The organism is Lysobacter sp. Hz25 (genome assembly GCF_046097045.1).
Lineage (GTDB): Bacteria > Pseudomonadota > Gammaproteobacteria > Xanthomonadales > Xanthomonadaceae > Lysobacter > Lysobacter antibioticus_B.
Map to the genome: position 1 here is coordinate 3,785,092 of NZ_CP175666.1, position 17,132 is coordinate 3,802,223.

Genomic DNA, 17,132 nt, shown 5'->3' on the forward strand with positions numbered 1-17,132 from the left:
CCGTAACGGGAATTGGGAATCGGGAATGGAGAATCGGTTAGAGCGGTTGCGCTGTGGCCGGCAGTCGCGAGAGGAAACGGATAACGGCGTACTGCTCTGCCGATTCCCGATTCCCCATTCCCGATTCCCGACCCGAAAAACAAAAAAGCCCAGCGCTAAGGCTGGGCTTTTCGTGTGTGGTGCTTGTTACACGAACGACGGCGAGCGCCGTCACCCAGCTGATTGGCAGGGCAACGGTCGACGCGCGCGCGAGGTCATGCCCGCCGCCATGTAGGCGGAGGTCAGGATGTCGGCGTCGGCGTAGTTCGGGTTCATGAGGCCGCGAATGCTCGCATGGGCAGGCCCGGGGCGCAAGCCGGCCAGGCCAGGCCAGGCCCGCTCCAGGCCGGTCGGGATCAGCGCGAAGTGCTGATCGGGGTGATGATCGGGGTCACCGCGACCCGGATCCGCAGCTTGTTGCCGGGGTCTTCGGGCAGGCGCGAGCGGAACCGGCTGCCCTTGTAGACGTAGTCGACGTCGTAGGCGATCGGGCGGCGGAACTCGCGCTCGACCGGCACCGGCTTGCAGTTGTCGCCGGTGCTGGGCTTGGGGTTGCGCTCGCGGCCGAGGGCTTCGCGGACCGCGCCGACTACGCGCGACAGGCGCGAATCCTCGGGGGTGGGCGGCTCCGGCTCGCACTGCTGCTCGACCGTGGTGGCGCGCAGGGTCTGGTAGACCGGCGTCACCTTCAGCACCTGGGCGTAGTCGAAACGCACGTTTTCGGCCTGGATCACCGTGTGCTGGGCCGCCGCCGGCATCGTCCACAGGCCAGCCAGGGCGCTGGCGAGCACCAGGATCGAAGCCTGCAGGACGGTTCGGTTCATTGGGCTCGCAGAGTGGGATTCGTAAACAAAGTGTAAGAGCAGTGTCCGCTCACGGCCTGAATCCCGCCTTTAGACCCTGAGCCTGCGAGCTCTCGGCACGGTGCCGGCGCCGCTTCGGAGGCCGCAAGCGGGTCGGATTGCGCACCGGGCCCGCGCCGTCGCGCCCGAATCCTCGCCCTGCCCCTGCCTTGCCGTCCCGCCCTGCCTCGCCCACCTGCCCGCCGTTCGCACCGGCACCGCCGCGGCGAACCGCGAAGCGGATCGGCCGCATCGCCGGCCCGGATCGTCGCGGCGCGCACCGCGAGGGTCATCGGCCGTTAGAATGAACCGACCCCAAGCCGTATCTCCATGAGCCTGCATCTCTACAACAGCCTGTCGCGACAGGTCGAAGCCTTCGTCCCGCTGGATCCGGCACGCCCGACGATGTACGTCTGCGGCCCCACGGTCTACAACTTCGCGCATATCGGCAACGCCCGCGGCCCGGTCGTGTTCGGCGTGCTCGCCGACCTGCTGCGCCGTCGCTACGGTGTGCTGGCCTATGCGCGCAACATCACCGACGTCGACGACAAGATCAACGCCGCGGCCGCCGAACAGGGCGTGCCGATCTCGACCATCACCGATCGCTTCGCCGCCGCCTACCGCGAGGACATGTCCGGCCTCGGCGTGCGCCTGCCGGAGCTGGAACCGGCCGCAACCGCGCACATCGGCGAAATCGTGACGATGATCGAGCGCCTGATCGAAAACGGTCACGCCTACGCCGCCGAAGGCCACGTGCTGTTCTCGATCGAGACCTACGACGGCTACGGCAAGCTTTCGCGCCGCGACATCGACGACATGCGCGCCGGCGCCCGTATCGAGGTCGCGCCGTACAAGCGCGACGCCGGCGACTTCGTCTTGTGGAAGCCCTCGACCGGCGACCTGCCGGGCTGGGACTCGCCCTGGGGCCGCGGCCGCCCGGGCTGGCATATCGAGTGCTCGGCGATGGCCGCCGCGCACCTGGGCGAAACCATCGACATCCATGCCGGCGGCGTCGACCTGGTGTTTCCGCACCACGAGAACGAAATCGCCCAGAGCGAATGCGCCCACGGCGGCAAGACCTTCGCCCGCTTCTGGCTGCACAACGGCATGCTCAATTTCGACGGCGGCAAGATGGCCAAGTCGAAGGGCAACATCGAGACCGTGCGCGACCTGCTCGGCAAGCACCCGGCGGAAGCGCTGCGCTATGCCCTGCTGTCGGCGCACTACCGCCAGCCGCTGGAATGGTCGCCGGGCCTGATCGAACAAAGCGCGCGCACCCTGGACCGTCTGTACGGCACCTTGCGCGAGCTCGCCGAGGTCGACGCCGGCGCCATCGCGATCCCGGCCAGCATCGAGGCCGCGCTCGAGGACGACCTCAACACGCCGCAGGCCCTGGCCGAACTGGCGCGCATCGCCGGCGAAGCGCGCAAGGCCACCGACCCGGCCGAACAGGCACAGCTCAAGCGCGACCTGCTCGGCGCCGGCCTGGCCCTGGGCCTGCTGCAGCAAGACCCTGCGGCGTGGTTCGTCGGCGCGGTCGATGCCGACGACGACGCCCGCATCCAGGACCTGGTCGACGAGCGCAACGCGGCCAAAAAAGCGCGCGATTTCGCTCGCGCCGACGCGATCCGCGACCAACTCGCCGGCGAAGGCATCCTGCTCGAGGACACGCCGGCCGGCGTGCGCTGGGTCAGGAAGCGCGCCACCCAGCCGGCCTGAGGGCCGGTCGCGGCGACCACCGCTGCGCTTGTGCACGCCCGGTCGGCAACGGCCGCGGCGCACGCCCCGAACACCGCGCCAGGGACGGCCGCCTACCGTGATGAATCGATGATAGTCAGTCCCTTCCCGCTCGAACCCACCGCCGCGCAAGCGCAGGCCGCGATCCGCGAAGAATTCGCTTTCTTCGGCGACTGGTCCGAGCGTTACCAGTACCTGATCGACCTCGGCCGCAAACTGCCCGACCTGCCGGATGAGTGGAAGACCGAACAGCATCGCCTGCTCGGTTGCCAGTCGATGGTCTGGATCGTGGTCGAAGGCGACGCCGACAAGCTCGTGTTCCATGCGATCAGCGACTCGGCCATCGTCTCCGGCCTGATCTACCTGGCCCTGCGCGTGTACTCGGGCCGCAGCGCCACCGAGATCGTCGCCACCCAGGCCGACTACATCGCCGACATCGGCCTGGCCAAGCACCTCTCGCCGACCCGCAGCAACGGCCTGGCGGCCTTGCTCGCCTTCGTCCGCGACCAGGCGCAACGGCGCCTGTGAGCCACGACGCCGACCGCCCGGACGCAGTCGGCACCGGCTCGCGCGACGCCACCACCGTTCAAACGCCCGCTCCAGCCCCCACTCCAGCGGTCGGCGCCGCGCAGCTGCTGCGCAACCCCGGCTTCGTCGGCCTGCTGGTGTATCGCTTGCTGGGCATGCTGTCGTACCAGATCGTCGCGGTCACGGTCGGCTGGCATGTCTACGAAATCACCCACGACCCGCTCGCGCTCGGCCTGATCGGCCTGACCGAGGTCATCCCCTACTTCTGCTTCGCCCTGTTCGCAGGCTATGCGGTCGATCACCTGCCACGGCGCAAGCTCGGCCTGTTCGCCTGCCTCGGCCTGTTGCTGACGACGCTGATGCTGGCCGGCGTCGCCAGCGGCCATCTGCCGACCGGCGCGTTCGGTTTCGGCACTTTGACCATCTACGCGGCGATCGCCATCAACGGCGTGGTCCGCGCCTTCCTGGCGCCGGTCTATATGTCGCTGTTCGCGCGCGTGCTCAAGCGCGAGCACTACGCGCGCGGCGCCGGCGTCAGCAGCGTGGTCATGCAGACCGGGCTGGTGCTCGGCCCGGCGATGGGCGGCGCGCTGGTGGCCTGGGGCGGCAAGACCTCCGCGTATCTGGTCGCGGCCGGTTTCGCCCTGGCCGCGGCGGTCGCGATCATTTCCCTGCGCGTGACCGAACCGCCGGCGCCGGCCGAACGCGCGCCGGTGTTCAAGAGCATCGGCGAAGGCCTGCGCTTCGTCTTCAATAATCAGGTGGTGCTCGGCGCGCAGGCGCTGGACATGTTCTCGGTGTTGTTCGGCGGCGCGGTGGCGCTGCTGCCGGCCTTCATCAACGACATCCTGCATTACGGCCCGGAGGCCCTGGGCGTGCTGCGCGCGGCGCCGGCCGCCGGCGCGGTGCTGATCGGGCTGTGGCTGGCGAAACATCCGCCGCAGAAGAACGCCGGGCGCCTGCTGCTGTACGCGGTGGCCGGGTTCGGCGTGTGCATCATCGGCTTCGCCCTGTCGCGGCAGTTCTGGCTGTCGGCGGCGATGCTGATGCTGTCGGGCATGTGCGACGGCGTTTCGGTGGTGCTGCGCTCGACCATCCTGCAGTTGTCCACGCCCGACGAAATGCGCGGCCGGGTCTCGTCGATCAACGGCATCTTCATCGGCTCGTCGAACGAACTCGGCGCGTTCGAGTCCGGCCTGGCGGCGCGCCTGTTGGGCCTGGTGCCGTCGGTGATCTTCGGCGGCTGCATGACCCTGGCGGTGGTCGGCGCGACCGCGAAACTGGCGCCGAAGCTGCGCCGGCTGGACCTGCGCGACCTGCAATGAGGCCGCGCCGCGGCCGGATCAGCGGCCGGATCAATCGCTGCGCAGTCTGACCCGGCGACGCTGCGCTTCCGAATGTTCCGCCGCGTCGGCGCGCGGCGCCGGTTTGCGCACGGCCGCCGCGATCGCGGCGACCAGGGCGATCAGGCCGTTCAAGGCCACCGCCGCGACCGCCACCAGCACGTCGCCATAGCTGCCGGCGGCGCTGGGCTCGGCATCGAGATTGGCCAACTGCCATACGCCCACTCCGATCAGGGGCGAACCGACCAGCAGGTTGAGCACGAACAAGACCGCGCCGGCCACGCGGTCGAAGCGGTAGGACAGCCGCCACAGCACGAGGTTGAGGCCGATGATCAGCACCGGTGCGGCCAGTAACAGCAAATCGTCCATGAAGGGGGCTGGGTTGTGCGGGTACGGACACGGTATCACCGCATCGGGGTGCCGGTAGCCGCCGGCGGCTAAGCCGTCGATGCCGCAGGCGGCATGCCGCGCAGGCGCTCCATGCCGGCCCGGCATCGCTCGGCGTAGTCCGGGTCGGCGGCGATCTCGTCGAGAATCGCGATCTCCTGCGCCCGCGCCGCCGCCTGCAGCGGAACGAACGCATCGAGCAACCCGGCAAAGTGCGGCGGCGAATTGAGTATCCGGGTGTGCAACAAGGCGCACCACTCCGGCGCCCGCTGCCGCAGCGTCGCCAGGTTTTGCGCCAGCGCAGCGAAATACCGGTCCGACGCAAAGCTTTCGACGGCGTGAACGACGCCGAAGATCACCTCATGGAATTCGCAATCGTCGTCGAGCAGGCCGAGCAAGACAGGGATCAAGGCCTCGTCCTCGGCGCGATACGCCTCGGCGATCAAGGCGTCGAAGCGCGCCACATTGGTTTCTTCGACCGGCCCGAAGGCGAGCAAGTCGCGGCGGATCTCGGAGGTGGGGCGCATCGTGCATCGCTCCTGGGCAACTCGTGGCGGGTGCGTCGTGCCGAGGCCGACCCGGCACAGCGTGCCCGGCCCGGCCTGCATCGTAGCGGCGCGGCCGCAAACGAAAAGCCCCGCTTTCGCGGGGCCTTTCGTGATGCGGGACGAAGCAACGGTTCAGTCGCCCATCTGCTTCTGCAGATGTTCCCAACGCTCCTGGGCGTCGATGGTGCGCTCCGCGGTCAGGCGCGCCTCCAGGCGCTCCAGGCCGATTTCTTCGCCGGTGTCGACGCAGAAACCGTAGTCGCCGGAATCCACGCGCTTGAGGGTGCTGTCGATCTTGCTGATCAGCTTGCGGTAACGGTCGCGGGTGCGAAGCTCGAGCGAGTTTTCGGTCTCGCGCGTGGCGCGCTCGGCCTCGTCGCCGACATCGCGCACTTCGTCCTTGAGGTTCTCGATGGTCTGCTTCGACTCTTCGACCAGATCGGTGCGCCACTGCAACAGACGCTGGCGGAAGTACTCCAGCTGCAGCGGGCTCATGTATTCCTCGTCCGACGCCGGCTTGTAGCCTTCCGGCACGAGCGGACGACCGGTGGCGGGGTCGTTCTTGTAGGGCACGACCTTGACCTTGGTTTTCGGGGCGGGGGTTTGTTGGCTCTTGGCGGTCACGGCCACGGCGACCTTGCCGGCCGGGCGCACGGCCGGAGCGGCGGGGGTTGTCGCAGGCTTGCCCGCGGGAGTTTTGCTGGATGCTGTCTGGGTCACTGTGTTCTTGCTTTGGTCGGAGATGCTGACGACCTGCGTCGGGGCGGCCTTGGACGGCGACGGCGACGCGGGCTGCTTGTCGGCAGGCTTGGCTGCGGGCTTCACAGCTTCGGGCTTTTTCACTTCAGTTTTTTTAAGCTCGGGCTTCTTCGCTCCGCTGTCCTTGCTTGCCGCGGATTTCTTGGCCGGTGCCGCGGGCACCGCCTTCTTCGCCGGAACCGCCGGCTTGGCGGCCGGCGTCTTCGCGGCCGGGGCCTTGGCAGGCGCCGTCTTCTTCGCGGGCGCGGCCTTCTTGGCCGCCGGTTTGCTCGGCGTGGCTTTCTTGACTGCTGCCGTCTTGGTCGCCGCGGGCTTGCTCGCAGGCTTCTTGACCGCGGGCGTCTTGACCGCAGGCTTCTTGGCGACCGCCTTCTTCGGCGCAGGCTTGGCCACGGGTTTGGCCACCTTCTTAGCGGCCGGCTTGACGGTCTTCTTGGCGGCCTTGACGGCCTTCTTCGCAGGTTTTTTCACTGCCACGAGCGGCTTGTCCTTCTATTCCCTGAGGGCGCCCCTGGACGCGGTCCAGGAGCTTCGCGGGCCAAGCATGACCCACCCGGTCATCAAATGCACATGCGTTCGACGACCGCAAGTGAAATCCGACATTACGCCGGTTTTCGCCCGGTCCGAGCAAACTTGGCGGCTTCGCTTCCACGCCGCGCGGACCTTCGTCTTGCACTTGCCTTGTTTGGGGAAAGCGCGCTGTTATACCCTGCTGCGGCACCCGCGGCAACCGCGCGAAATACCCGGCCAAACGCAGTGCCCGCGGGTCTATCCAGCGCCCCGGCCCTGCCTTAGTCCCTACCGTTGCCGGCATGAAGGAAACGTGATCGACCGCCTGCTCATCGCCCTGCTTCATGGCTACAAACGTTGGATCAGTCCGATGTTAGGCCAGCGCTGCCGTTTCTATCCCAGCTGCTCGTCGTACTCGATGCAGGCCATCGAGCGCTTCGGCGCGCTCAAGGGCAGCTGGCTCACGGTCCGGCGCATCGCGCGCTGCCATCCCCTGCACCCCGGCGGGCACGATCCGGTGCCGCCCCTGGAATCTGGAAAGCACTCATGTCATCGACACTGATCGTCAACGCCCGCCTGGTCAACGAAGGACGCGAGTACGACGGCGACCTGCGCATCGAGGACGGCCGCATCGCCCAGATCGGCAGCGGCCTGGCCGCGCGCGGCAACGAAACCGTGGTCGACGCCCGTGGCCGGCGCCTGCTGCCGGGCATGATCGACGACCAGGTTCACTTCCGTGAACCGGGCCTGGAGTACAAGGCCGACATGGCGACCGAGTCGGCCGCGGCGGTCGCCGGCGGCCTGACCACGTTCATGGACATGCCCAACACCAATCCCCCGACCCTGGATGCGCAGGCGCTGGAGGACAAATACCGCCGCGCCGCCGGCCGCGCCTGGGGCAACTACGGCTTCTATCTGGGCGCCAGCAACGACAACCTGGCCGCGATCCAGACCCTGGACCCGCGCACGGCGCCCGGTGTGAAAGTGTTCATGGGCGCCTCGACCGGCAACATGCTGGTCGACGATCCGGTCACCCTCGACGCGATCTTCCGCGACGTGCCGACGCCGATCATCACCCACTGCGAAGACACGCCGATGATCGACGCCGAACTGGCGCGCTATAAGGCACAGTACGGCGACGACATCCCGGCCCGCTTCCATCCCGACATCCGCTCGCGCGAGGCCTGCAAGAAATCCACCGAGCTGGCGATCTCGCTGGCGCGCCGGCACGGCACCCGCCTGCACGTGCTGCACATCAGCACCGCCGACGAGCTGGCGCTGTTCGAAGCCGGCCCGATCGAAGGCAAGCGCATCACCGCCGAGACCTGCATCCATTTCCTGCGCTTCGACCGCGACGACTACGAGAAGCTCGGCCACCTGATCAAGTGCAATCCGGCGATCAAGGACCCGGCCGACCGCGAGGCGCTGATCCGCGCGGTCGCCGGCGACGTCATCGACGTGCTCGCCACCGACCACGCCCCGCACACTCTGGAAGAAAAGGCCCGCCCCTACACCGGCGCGCCGAGCGGCCTGCCCTTGGTGCAGTTCGCGCTCAATGCCGCATTGGAACTGGTCCACGAAGGCCACCTGACCACCGCCCAGGTGGTCGACAAATTCGCCCACGCACCGGCCAAGCTGTTCGACGTCGACCGGCGCGGCTTCCTGCGCGAGGGCTATGCCGCCGACCTGGTGCTGATCGACGACACGCCCTACACGGTGCAGCGCGAGGACGTGCTGTCCAAGTGCGGCTGGTCGCCGTTCGAGGGCCGCACCTTCCATTCGCGCATCGCCTCGACCTGGGTCAATGGCGTGCTGGCCTGGGACGGCAGCGCCCTGGTCGGCGCACCGAACGGACAGCGCCTGGCGTTCAATCGATGAGGGCAGTGCTCGCGGGCTCGATGCTGGTCGCGGCGTGGCTGGCGCCGGTGGCCTTCGCCGGTGCGCAAACCGCGCCGGTCGCGGCGCCGGCGCGCGCGCCGGCCGACACCCGCATCGTGTTTCCGCCGGCGGTGCAGCAGGGCGCGCTGGTGATCGGCAAGGTCCCGGCCGGTAGCGTCGTGCGCTACGGCGAGCGCGTTCTGCGCACGACCGGCTACGGCACGGTGGTGTTCGGCGTCGGCCGCGAGGCCAGCGGGACGGTGGCCGTGCAGGTCGAGAGCGCGCCGGGTCGCGCCGAAACCGTACGCATCGCGGTGACGCCGCGCGATTTCCCGACCGAATACATCCAGGGCGTGCCGCCCAAAACCGTCAACCCGCCGCCGGAGATCGCCGCGCGCATCGAGCGCGAGCAGGCCGAAGTCACCGCCGCGCGCGCGCGCGACGACGACCGCGCCGATTTCGCCCAGCCCTTCGTCTGGCCGGTGCGCGGCCGCATCAGTGGCCGTTTCGGCAACCAGCGCGTCTACAACGGCCAGAAAGGTTCCGGCCATTCCGGCATGGACATCGCCGCGCCGACCGGCACCGCGATCGCGGCGCCGGCCGCCGGCGTGGTCACCTTCGCCAAGCCCGGCCTGTATCTGACCGGCGGCACCGTGCTGCTCGACCATGGCCACGGCGTCAGCTCGAATTTCCTGCACCTGTCGCGCATCGACGTCAAAGTCGGCGACCGCGTCACACAGGGCCAGACCCTCGGCGCGGTCGGCGCGACCGGACGCGCGACCGGCCCGCACCTGCACTGGGGCATGAACTGGTTCGACGTGCGGGTCGATCCGCTGCTGGTGTTGGAACGCGGGCAAGCGACCCAGGCGGCGAAACCGGCGGCGCCGTAAAACCTATCTGGCGCTAACTCAGGCCGCGCCCGGCGCCGGATACAGGCGGCCGAGCGGCTCGTAGGAAGGCGAACGTTCCAGCTCGCACAAGCGCAGCCACTTCGGATTCGGCTGGCGCGGCCCCGCCGCGAGCAGGCCGGCGCCGGTCGAGATCAGGCCGAGCCGCGAACGCGCCGCGGTCGCGGCGATGTAGAAATCGCCGTCGTCGACGCCCGCATCGCCGTCGAACGACGGCAACAGTCGGCGTTCCTCGGGCAACCACGGTGCGATCTGCAGCCACAACGCCGGCCAGTCGATCTGCGGAAACGGCGCGGCGCGCGCTGCCATCGGGGTCAGCTGCGGCGCCAGGCGCCCAGGCGGCTGCACCGGGTTCTCGGCGAAGCACCGATAAACGAATTCGCTCGCGGTCATCGCATCGGCGCCGGCGCGGGCGACACGCTGCAAGGCTTCGTACAGCACCCGGCGCAAGGCCGGTAGCGGCGGCAGCTCGCGCTCGCGCACCGCCGCGAGCACGCCGAGCGCGCGCAAAGGGTCGCCGGCATAGTTCGGCCGACGCAAAGACAAGGCATGCGCCAGCACGGCGATGCGGTCGTTGTCCTGCAAGTCCTCGCCCTGCCCCGACAAGGGGCGGCGCACGTCCACCGCGACCACATCGGCTGCGCCCAGGCGCTCGTCCAGGGCCGGCTCGACCACGCCGCCGGCGCCGAAATCGATCACGCAACCGGCGCGGCCGACCAACAACACATGGTCGTAGTCGCTGTCGCCGAACCAGGTGGTCAACGTCGCCAGCTCGTTGCGGCTGCGCATCAGCAGCAGGTCGCCGGTGCGCAACTGCGCCGCCGAGACCGTAGCCGGGCTCGCGCCGTCCGGCGGGTTCATGCCACGACCTCGCGTTCGGGCGCGACGCTGTGGCCGGTGACGCGGTCGCGCCCGGCCGACTTGCTCGCATACAAGGCGGCGTCGGCGCGTTCGAGCAACTGCTCCGGGGTTTCGCCGGTGCGCAACTCGGCCACGCCGAGACTCAGGCTGACCGGCAACAGGCGGCCGTCGATCGACAGCGGGCTGCCGCTGACCGATTCGCGCAGATGCTCGGCGACCCGGATCGCGTCGCGCAGATAGGTGTCGGCCAACACAACCAGCACTTCGTCGCCGCCGTAACGGCCGAACAGGTCGTAGGCGCGCAAACGATTGCGGGTGCGCAGCGAAACGATGCGCAGGGTTTCGTCGCCGACGCGGTGGCCGTGTTCGTCGTTGATGCGCTTGAAGTGGTCGATGTCGAAGAACACCACCGACAAGGGCCGGTGCGAACGGTGCGCGCTCTCGACCGCGCCGCGCAGGCTTTGCGAGATCGCCGCGCGCGTCATCGCCCCAGTCAGGCTGTCGTAGGTGGCCAGGCGGTTGGCGGTGTCGCGGTCGCGCCGCAGCTGCTGCAGTTTCGAGGTCAGGCCGAGCAACAGGCCGAGCCCGCCGAAGGCCAGGCCGACCGGGAAGGAATATTCCAGCCAGGCGTACTCCGGCCACCACTCGTGATTGGCGCCGACCAGGACCACCAGCAGCACCATCAACGGCGACCACGCCAGCAGCAGGAAATACGCCTCGCGCTGGCGCCGCCAGATCGCTACCACGGTGCAGTACAGCACCAGCGCGATCACCAGCAACAGGTTGAGATTGCCGAACAACGCGCTGTGCTTCCAGGTCCGGAACAAGGACACCAGCAGCAGCGCGCCGAGCGAGACGCTGCAGTAATCGAGGATGCGCGCGACCTTCGGCTGGGTCGTGCGCAAGCCGAGGAAGAAGATCAGGAAGCGGATGCTGGCGAGCACCGCCGCGGTATTGAGCACGACATTGGTGCGCCCGTCCGGGGCGATCTCGTCGAGCCAGGGAATCGCGCGCATTTCGCCGCCGTCGGCGGTCAGGGTCAGGATCTGCAGGACCAGGGTCAGGCCGAGATAGGCATAGCCGCGCTCGCGCAGACCGGCCCAGAAGCCGAACGCGAGCACCGCCGCCACCCCCATCGCGGTCAGCACCACGCTGCGCAGGCCCACGTGCAGCATGTCCTCGCGCTGGACCTTCGCCAGCGGCTGGATCGTCACCTTGGACGGCAGCACGTCGACCGTCAGCACGCGCAGATACAGCGAGTCGCCGCGGCGCAGGCCCTTCGGCAAGGGAAAGACGATGAAGCGGGTGGAATGGCTGAAGTCGGTGTCGGGCCCGTAGATCGAACGCCGCAGCGGCACCGCGTCGCCCGGGCGCCACAGTTCGATCTCGCGGCGATAGGGCCGGCTGATCACCAATTGCGGCGCATCGGATTCGGCGACGTCCTGATTGGCCGTCACCCGCCACCACACCGGCTGGCGCCGCGGCGCCGAAATCTGGTTGCCGGCGATGCTTACGAACTCGCGATCGAATTCGCCCCCGAGTATCCGCGCCGGCACCGGATCCTGGCCCAGGCGGGACAGACTCAGCGACGGCGACGCATAGGAGGCGCGGCCCGGCGAAGCCAGGCCCAAGGATTGCGCCGACACGATCGTCGCCACCCACATTCCCAGCAGCACCAACAGGGTCTGCCAGGCTCGACGCGAGGGTTTCCCCATGCCCCTTCCGGTCACAAGTCTGGTGAACCGAGCATAGCCCATGGGCCTCGCGCTCCGGGGGAGGGGGCCGTCACGGTTTGGGCCTCGAATCTGTGCACTCGCACACGCCTCCATGCATTGCCGCAGCGATCCTGCCGCGGCTCGGAGAAGATGCTACACGTCCGTTACGTCGCCGCGATGCCGACTATCCGTAGGACATCGCCGCGTCGCAGCCTCAGTCGCGGGCGCCCTGCCCGGTGACCCGGGCGACGGCGTCGTGCGCGTGCAGGCTTTCGAAGTGAGCGATCTGCGCGTCGAAACGTTCGATGCGCTTGTCGTGCGACAAGGCGGCGGCGACACGGCGCGCGGCATCTTCGCAGAACATCAGGTTTTCGGCGTTGAGACGGGCGAAGGCTTGCTCGTCCTCGCGCTTGACCGCGGTCTGCACCGGCGTGCCGAGGGCGTGTTCGATCGCGTCGATCAGGGCCACCAGCGGGACTTCGTCGAAAGCCGGACGCAGTTCGACGCGGACGTCGGCGCGGCTGCGCTGGGCGTGCGGCGTCGCCGCCAGGCCGCGTTCGGACGCCAGCCAATCGCTGACCACCGCGGTCGACAGCGGATGGGCGGCGGCGAAGTCGTCGGCGAAGCGTTCGGCGTTGAGCTGGCGCGACAGCGCCGCCGAGGCCGGACAGGTGCTGGAGTACTCGACCGCGAAACGCAGACCCAGGTGCAGGTGACCGTCGAGCAGGTGCGCGTCGATCTCGACCGGGTAGCGCTTCCAGCCGGCGTTGTGGCTGGCGAGCGCGGGACGCAGCAGCAACTGCTCGTAGCGCAGGACCAGGCGCGCGGCGCTGGAAATGCCGCCCTGGCCGTCGACCAGGCTCTGCAGCACGCGGCGCAGGCCGGCCGGGGTCACCGTCTCGCTGGCGAAGGCGTTCTGCAGATGCAGGTACATGCGCGACATGTGGATGCCGCGCGCGTCGGCGTCGCGCAGATTCACCGAGACGTCGACCGAGGCCGCGACCTGGATGGAACTGCCGTCGGCCGCGGCGATCCGCAGCGGCAAGGCGATGTTGGACATCCCGACCCAGTCGAGCGGTCGCGCCGCGGCGGCGGCGTCGAAGGCGACATCGGGCAGGACGGGCTTGAGTGCGGAGGGGGTCTTGGGAGGATTCACGACGGCAGACATGGGGGCGCGTGGGGGGAACGCAACGCCGCCATTCTAGCCGCAGGGGGCCGGGCGCCCCCTGCCCGGCCCTGCAACGGTCAGTTGCGGGCGCCGCGCCAGGCCGCCAGCAAGGCCGTCCACGGCGACAGCGGCCGGGCCGCGTCGCCGCGTTGCAGGCGGGTATGGGCCAGGGCCGTCCACAAGCGCCGCGGCACGGTCGAGCCGCCGCGGGCCGGCCACTGGGCCAGCAGTTCGCGGCTCCATTCGGCCGCCGCGCCCTCGCCCGGGCGCGCCATGCTACGCGCGACCACGCTCAGCGGCACCGCCGCATCGCCCTGCAGGACCAGGCGCGCTTCCAGCAGCGACGAGAGGATCGGCGCCACCGCCGCTTCGGCCAACTGCCCCGGCACCGGCCCGAACAGGGCCAGGTCGATGGCGCCGATGGCCTCGGCCAGCGGAGTCAAGGCCTCGAAGGCCTCGTTGCGGTCGCCCGGGCGTTCGCGGCTGTCGCGCAGCGACGGCAGCATCACCGCCAGCGCCTTCCACGGCGCGGCTTGCCGCTGCAAGGCCAAACCGAGCGGGTGCCGGCGGCGCCCCTGGCTCCAGCCCTGCAGTTCTTCGATCCACCAGCCGAGCTTGGCTTCGCCGGGCGCGGCATCGCTGCCGCCCCAGGCGGCGTCGGTCAGTTCCTGCTGCAGGCTCGCCCAGGCCACCGCGGTGCCGCGCTGCGCGCGCGGCACGAACACTTCGGCCACCGACCATTCCGGCCAGCGCGCGCGCCACTTGCCGGTGAAGTCTTCCAGCGCGTCGTCGCGTTCGGCGGCGGCCGCTGCGGTCATCGCGTCGCCGGCCATGCGCCTGGCTCGCTCAAACTCGAAGGCAACTCGACCAGCACGTCGCCCTGCCAGGCGATCGGGTCGTCCTCGGCCAGGCGATAGCCCCACAGCGCCACCACCGAGGCCATGCCGGCGGCGCGCGCGGCGACGATGTCGCGCTCGTCGTCGCCGACGTAGATGCAATCGCCGGGACGCATGCCGATCAATTCGGCGGCATGGGTCAGCGGCAGCGGATCGGGCTTGCGCACCGCCAGGGTGTCGCCGCCGATCAGCACCGCGCAGCGTGTCTGCCAACCCAGCAGCGGGATCAGCTTGCGCGCGAGGTATTCGGGTTTGTTGGTGACGATGCCCCAGACGCAGCCGGCCGCTTCCAGCGCGGCCAGCATCGCTTCGATGCCCTCGAACGGCGCGCCGTGCAGGCCGAGTTCGTTTTCGTAAAGGTCGAGGAATTCCTGCACCCAGCCATCGCGCTCGCCGGCGTCGATGTCGGGAAAGGCCGCGCCGATCATCGCCCGCGAACCCTTCGACACATGCGGGCGCAAAAGGTCGAGGCTGATCGGGTCGCGGCCGCGATCGGCGCGCATGCGGTTGGCGACGGCCAGCATGTCCGGCGCGCTGTCGAGCAAGGTGCCGTCGAGATCGAACAGCACCGCCTTCGGAAAGGCGCGTGCGTCGGCCTGGCCGAGCGAAGCAGCGGTCATGCGTCGAGCTCCGGCTTCAGCGCGCAGGCCAGGTAGTTGACGTCGGTGCGCGAGATCACCCGCGCCGCGTTGCGCCAGGGCTCGTACATCAGGCCGCTGACGTCCTCCATCCGCAGGCCGGCCTCGCGCAACCAGGCGGCGAGTTCGGACGGCTTGATGAAATCGCGGTACTGGTGGGTGCCCTTGGGCAGCACCCGCGCCACGTATTCGGCGCCGACGATGGCCAGCGCGAACGCCGCCGGGGTGCGGTTGAGAGTCGACAGGAACAGGCGCCCGCCGGGCTTGAGCAGGCGCGCGCAGGCGCGCACCACCGCGGCCGGATCGGGCACGTGTTCGAGCATCTCCATGCAGGTGATCGCATCGAAGCGGCCCGGCATTTCCTCGGCCAGGCTCTCGGCCGGCTGCAGGCGGTAGTCGATGGCGACGCCAGTCTCCAGGCGATGCAGCTTGGCGACCTTGATCAATTCCGGCGCCAGATCGATCGCGGTGACCCGCGCGCCGGCCGCGGCCAGCGCTTCGCTGAGCAGACCGCCGCCGCAACCGACGTCGAGCACCTGCGCATCGCGCAGATTCGCGCGCTGGGCGACGTAACCCAGGCGCGCAGGGTTGAGCGCGTGCAAGGCCTTCTGCGGGCCTTCCGGGTCCCACCAGCGATTGGCCAGGGCGCCGAACTTGTCGAGTTCGGCCTGGCTGAAATTATTGTGCTCGGCCGCGGCGCCGTCGTGCTCGGCCGCGGTGCTTGCGCCCTCGGACGTGTCGGAGGGAGTGTGCGGGGTCGAATTGGCTGCGCTCATGACTTCCTGCCCGTCATTGCTGCGGATCGTTGCGGAGCGCCCTGCCCGCGCGATGCGCGTGCGAGGGTCGGTCCGGCGTGGCGCGGGCCGTGCCCGCGGCGTGTGGATCGATAGTGTGAAGCAAGCGCCGCCGATGCGCCGTCGAGGCCGCGCAAGCGCACGGCGACAGCGCCCGGTGGCGATCGCGTCGCAGCGATCGCGCTCAGCGCCGGATCGTCGCGATGCGTTCGCGCCATTGCCGGGCGTTCGCGACCAGGGCCGCGGTGTCCATGTCGATCAGCTCGCGCTGGCGCAGCTTGCTGCGCCCGGCGATCCAGACATCGCTGACCTGGTGACGGCCGGTCGCGTAAATCAACTGCGAAACCACGTGGTGCACCGGCTGGGTTTCGAGCTGGCCGAGGTCGACGCAGACCAGATCGGCCTGCTTGCCGATCTCGATCGAACCGATCTTGGTTTCGAAGCCGAGCGCCTTGGCGCCGCCGAGGGTGGCCGCGCGCAGCGACTTGAACGCATCCAGGGCCGAGGCGTCGTTGGCGACCGCCTTGGCCAGGAACGCCGCGGTGCGGGTCTCGCCGAACATGTCGAGGTCGTTGTTGCTGGCGCAGCCGTCGGTGCCGATCGCCAGGTTGACCCCGGCCTGATCGAGCTTGCACGCCGGACAGAAGCCCGAGGCCAGCTTGAGATTGGATTCCGGGCAATGCACCACGCTGACGCCGCGCTCGGCGCACAGGGCGATCTCGGCGTCGGTGAGCTGGGTCATGTGCACCGCGATCAGGCGATCGGTGACCAAGCCGAGCCGGTCCAGGCGCGCCAACGGGCGCTGGCCATGCAACTTGATCGAGTCGGCGACTTCCTGCGCGGTCTCGTGGGTGTGCAGATGGATCGGCAGGTCGAGCTGGTCGGCGAGCATGCGGATGCGCTCGAAGTTCGCATCGCTCACCGTGTACGGCGCATGCGGCGCGAACGTGGTCGCGACCAGCGCATCGTCGCGCCACAGGTCGTGCACTTCGCCGGCGCGGTCGAAATATTCGTCGGAGCTCTTGGCCCAGGCGGTCGGGAAATCGATCACCGGCAGGCCGACCCGGGCGCGGAAACCGTGGCGCTTGTAGACCGCGGCCTGCACATCGGGGAAGAAATAGTTTTCGTTGGCGCAGGTGGTGCCGCCGCGCAGCATCTCGGCGATCGCCAGGGTGATGCCGTCCTCGACGAACTCCGGCCCGATCACCGCGCCTTCGACCGGCCAGATGTGGCCCTGCAGCCATTCCATCAGCGGCAGATCGTCGGCGATCCCGCGCAGCAGGGTCATCGGGTTGTGGGTATGGGCGTTGACCAGGCCCGGGATCAACGCGGCCTCGGGCCGCGACACCGTCTGCGCGGCGGCGTAGCGCGTGCGCGCTTCGGCGCTCGGCAGCAGGCCGACGATGACGCCGTCCTTGATCGCCACGGCATGGTCCTCGAGCACCACCGCATGCGGTTCGACCGGCACCACCCAGCCCGCTTCGATCAACAGGTCGCAGGCGATGGGCGGATGTTCGTGGGTCATATGCGCTCGCTCGTGAGGCTGTGGGCACCGGCCCGGCAGGCTCCGGTGGTGGCCGC

Annotated in this window: 17 protein-coding genes; 6 read left to right on the top strand and 11 right to left on the bottom strand. The window is 69.3% G+C overall.

The features are described from left to right. Positions 1-395 precede the first annotated feature (395 nt). Positions 396-863 carry a hypothetical protein gene (locus ACKN61_RS15515; protein WP_408950294.1) on the bottom strand — a complete coding sequence of 156 codons (468 nt, stop codon included), beginning with the start codon at positions 861-863 and terminating at the stop codon, positions 396-398. 348 nt (positions 864-1,211) lie between these two features. On the opposite strand from ACKN61_RS15515, the gene cysS reads away from it, so the two are divergent. The 3 genes from cysS (at position 1,212) to ACKN61_RS15530 (ending at position 4,471) form a co-directional block, all read left to right on the top strand. After that, positions 1,212-2,600 (top strand): cysteine--tRNA ligase, encoded by a 1,389-nt coding sequence (cysS, locus tag ACKN61_RS15520; RefSeq protein WP_408950295.1) that lies wholly within the window; start codon positions 1,212-1,214, stop codon positions 2,598-2,600. Positions 2,601-2,708: 108 nt separating this feature from the next. Next, on the top strand, positions 2,709-3,146 hold the full coding sequence (locus ACKN61_RS15525; protein ID WP_223620615.1) for a SufE family protein: 438 nt from the start codon (positions 2,709-2,711) through the stop codon (positions 3,144-3,146). A 104-nt stretch (positions 3,147-3,250) separates the two neighbouring features. Beyond that, positions 3,251-4,471, top strand: coding sequence for an MFS transporter (locus ACKN61_RS15530; RefSeq protein ID WP_255610938.1), 1,221 nt, complete (start codon positions 3,251-3,253; stop codon positions 4,469-4,471). 30 nt (positions 4,472-4,501) lie between these two features. On the opposite strand, the gene ACKN61_RS15535 is transcribed toward ACKN61_RS15530, so the two are convergent. The 3 genes from ACKN61_RS15535 to dksA form a co-directional block, all read right to left on the bottom strand. After that, positions 4,502-4,858: a hypothetical protein gene (locus tag ACKN61_RS15535; RefSeq protein ID WP_408950296.1), complete on the bottom strand. Its 357-nt coding sequence runs from the start codon at positions 4,856-4,858 to the stop codon at positions 4,502-4,504. A gap of 68 nt (positions 4,859-4,926) precedes the next feature. Further along, positions 4,927-5,484 carry an Imm30 family immunity protein gene (locus ACKN61_RS15540; protein WP_408950297.1) on the bottom strand — a complete coding sequence of 186 codons (558 nt, stop codon included), beginning with the start codon at positions 5,482-5,484 and terminating at the stop codon, positions 4,927-4,929. Between the two features lie 72 nt (positions 5,485-5,556). Beyond that, positions 5,557-6,660, bottom strand: a complete 1,104-nt coding sequence (dksA, locus tag ACKN61_RS15545) for an RNA polymerase-binding protein DksA (protein ID WP_408950298.1) — start codon at positions 6,658-6,660, stop codon at positions 5,557-5,559. Between the two features lie 346 nt (positions 6,661-7,006). Between dksA and yidD the strand changes: the two genes are divergently transcribed. Genes yidD through ACKN61_RS15560 form a run of 3 tightly spaced genes read left to right on the top strand, consistent with a single transcriptional unit; the run spans position 7,007 to position 9,461 of the window. After that, positions 7,007-7,255, top strand: coding sequence for a membrane protein insertion efficiency factor YidD (gene yidD / locus ACKN61_RS15550; RefSeq protein WP_408950299.1), 249 nt, complete (start codon positions 7,007-7,009; stop codon positions 7,253-7,255). Then, positions 7,240-8,571 (top strand): dihydroorotase, encoded by a 1,332-nt coding sequence (locus ACKN61_RS15555; RefSeq protein ID WP_057972797.1) that lies wholly within the window; start codon positions 7,240-7,242, stop codon positions 8,569-8,571. Before yidD ends, ACKN61_RS15555 begins: the two co-directional genes overlap by 16 nt. After that, positions 8,568-9,461, top strand: coding sequence for a M23 family metallopeptidase (locus ACKN61_RS15560; protein WP_408950300.1), 894 nt, complete (start codon positions 8,568-8,570; stop codon positions 9,459-9,461). Before ACKN61_RS15555 ends, ACKN61_RS15560 begins: the two co-directional genes overlap by 4 nt. A gap of 18 nt (positions 9,462-9,479) precedes the next feature. Here ACKN61_RS15560 and ACKN61_RS15565 read toward each other — a convergent pair whose 3' ends face one another. The 7 genes from ACKN61_RS15565 to ACKN61_RS15595 all read right to left on the bottom strand — a co-directional run bounded on the left by ACKN61_RS15565 (position 9,480) and on the right by ACKN61_RS15595 (position 17,076). After that, positions 9,480-10,340, bottom strand: coding sequence for a hypothetical protein (locus tag ACKN61_RS15565; RefSeq protein ID WP_408950301.1), 861 nt, complete (start codon positions 10,338-10,340; stop codon positions 9,480-9,482). After that, complete coding sequence (locus ACKN61_RS15570) at positions 10,337-12,055, bottom strand: diguanylate cyclase (protein WP_408950302.1); 1,719 nt, start codon at positions 12,053-12,055, stop codon at positions 10,337-10,339. The genes ACKN61_RS15565 and ACKN61_RS15570 overlap by 4 nt, the downstream gene beginning before the upstream one ends. A gap of 214 nt (positions 12,056-12,269) precedes the next feature. Beyond that, positions 12,270-13,211 (bottom strand): GTP cyclohydrolase FolE2, encoded by a 942-nt coding sequence (gene folE2, locus ACKN61_RS15575; RefSeq protein WP_408950303.1) that lies wholly within the window; start codon positions 13,209-13,211, stop codon positions 12,270-12,272. A gap of 89 nt (positions 13,212-13,300) precedes the next feature. Beyond that, positions 13,301-14,041 carry a phytoene/squalene synthase family protein gene (locus ACKN61_RS15580; protein ID WP_408950304.1) on the bottom strand — a complete coding sequence of 247 codons (741 nt, stop codon included), beginning with the start codon at positions 14,039-14,041 and terminating at the stop codon, positions 13,301-13,303. Then, a complete protein-coding gene (locus tag ACKN61_RS15585; protein WP_408950305.1) occupies positions 14,038-14,739 on the bottom strand; it encodes a phosphoglycolate phosphatase in 702 nt (233 codons plus the stop codon). The genes ACKN61_RS15580 and ACKN61_RS15585 overlap by 4 nt, the downstream gene beginning before the upstream one ends. Continuing rightward, entirely contained in the window at positions 14,736-15,533 is a 798-nt protein-coding gene (ubiG, locus tag ACKN61_RS15590; RefSeq protein WP_408950306.1) for a bifunctional 2-polyprenyl-6-hydroxyphenol methylase/3-demethylubiquinol 3-O-methyltransferase UbiG, read from the bottom strand. The genes ACKN61_RS15585 and ubiG overlap by 4 nt, the downstream gene beginning before the upstream one ends. Before the next feature lie 202 nt (positions 15,534-15,735). Continuing rightward, on the bottom strand, positions 15,736-17,076 hold the full coding sequence (locus tag ACKN61_RS15595) for a TRZ/ATZ family hydrolase (RefSeq protein ID WP_408950307.1): 1,341 nt from the start codon (positions 17,074-17,076) through the stop codon (positions 15,736-15,738). Positions 17,077-17,132 lie beyond the last annotated feature (56 nt).

Coding starts and splice junctions, on each gene's coding strand:
- ACKN61_RS15585 (WP_408950305.1), bottom strand. CDS start 14,739: ATGACCGCTGCTTCGCTCGGCCAGGCCGACGCACGCGCCTTTCCGAAG.
- ACKN61_RS15560 (WP_408950300.1), top strand. CDS start 8,568: ATGAGGGCAGTGCTCGCGGGCTCGATGCTGGTCGCGGCGTGGCTGGCG.
- ubiG (WP_408950306.1), bottom strand. CDS start 15,533: ATGAGCGCAGCCAATTCGACCCCGCACACTCCCTCCGACACGTCCGAG.
- ACKN61_RS15540 (WP_408950297.1), bottom strand. CDS start 5,484: ATGCAGGCCGGGCCGGGCACGCTGTGCCGGGTCGGCCTCGGCACGACG.
- ACKN61_RS15595 (WP_408950307.1), bottom strand. CDS start 17,076: ATGACCCACGAACATCCGCCCATCGCCTGCGACCTGTTGATCGAAGCG.
- ACKN61_RS15515 (WP_408950294.1), bottom strand. CDS start 863: ATGAACCGAACCGTCCTGCAGGCTTCGATCCTGGTGCTCGCCAGCGCC.
- ACKN61_RS15565 (WP_408950301.1), bottom strand. CDS start 10,340: ATGAACCCGCCGGACGGCGCGAGCCCGGCTACGGTCTCGGCGGCGCAG.
- ACKN61_RS15535 (WP_408950296.1), bottom strand. CDS start 4,858: ATGGACGATTTGCTGTTACTGGCCGCACCGGTGCTGATCATCGGCCTC.
- cysS (WP_408950295.1), top strand. CDS start 1,212: ATGAGCCTGCATCTCTACAACAGCCTGTCGCGACAGGTCGAAGCCTTC.
- ACKN61_RS15555 (WP_057972797.1), top strand. CDS start 7,240: ATGTCATCGACACTGATCGTCAACGCCCGCCTGGTCAACGAAGGACGC.
- ACKN61_RS15525 (WP_223620615.1), top strand. CDS start 2,709: ATGATAGTCAGTCCCTTCCCGCTCGAACCCACCGCCGCGCAAGCGCAG.
- ACKN61_RS15580 (WP_408950304.1), bottom strand. CDS start 14,041: ATGACCGCAGCGGCCGCCGCCGAACGCGACGACGCGCTGGAAGACTTC.
- ACKN61_RS15570 (WP_408950302.1), bottom strand. CDS start 12,055: ATGGGGAAACCCTCGCGTCGAGCCTGGCAGACCCTGTTGGTGCTGCTG.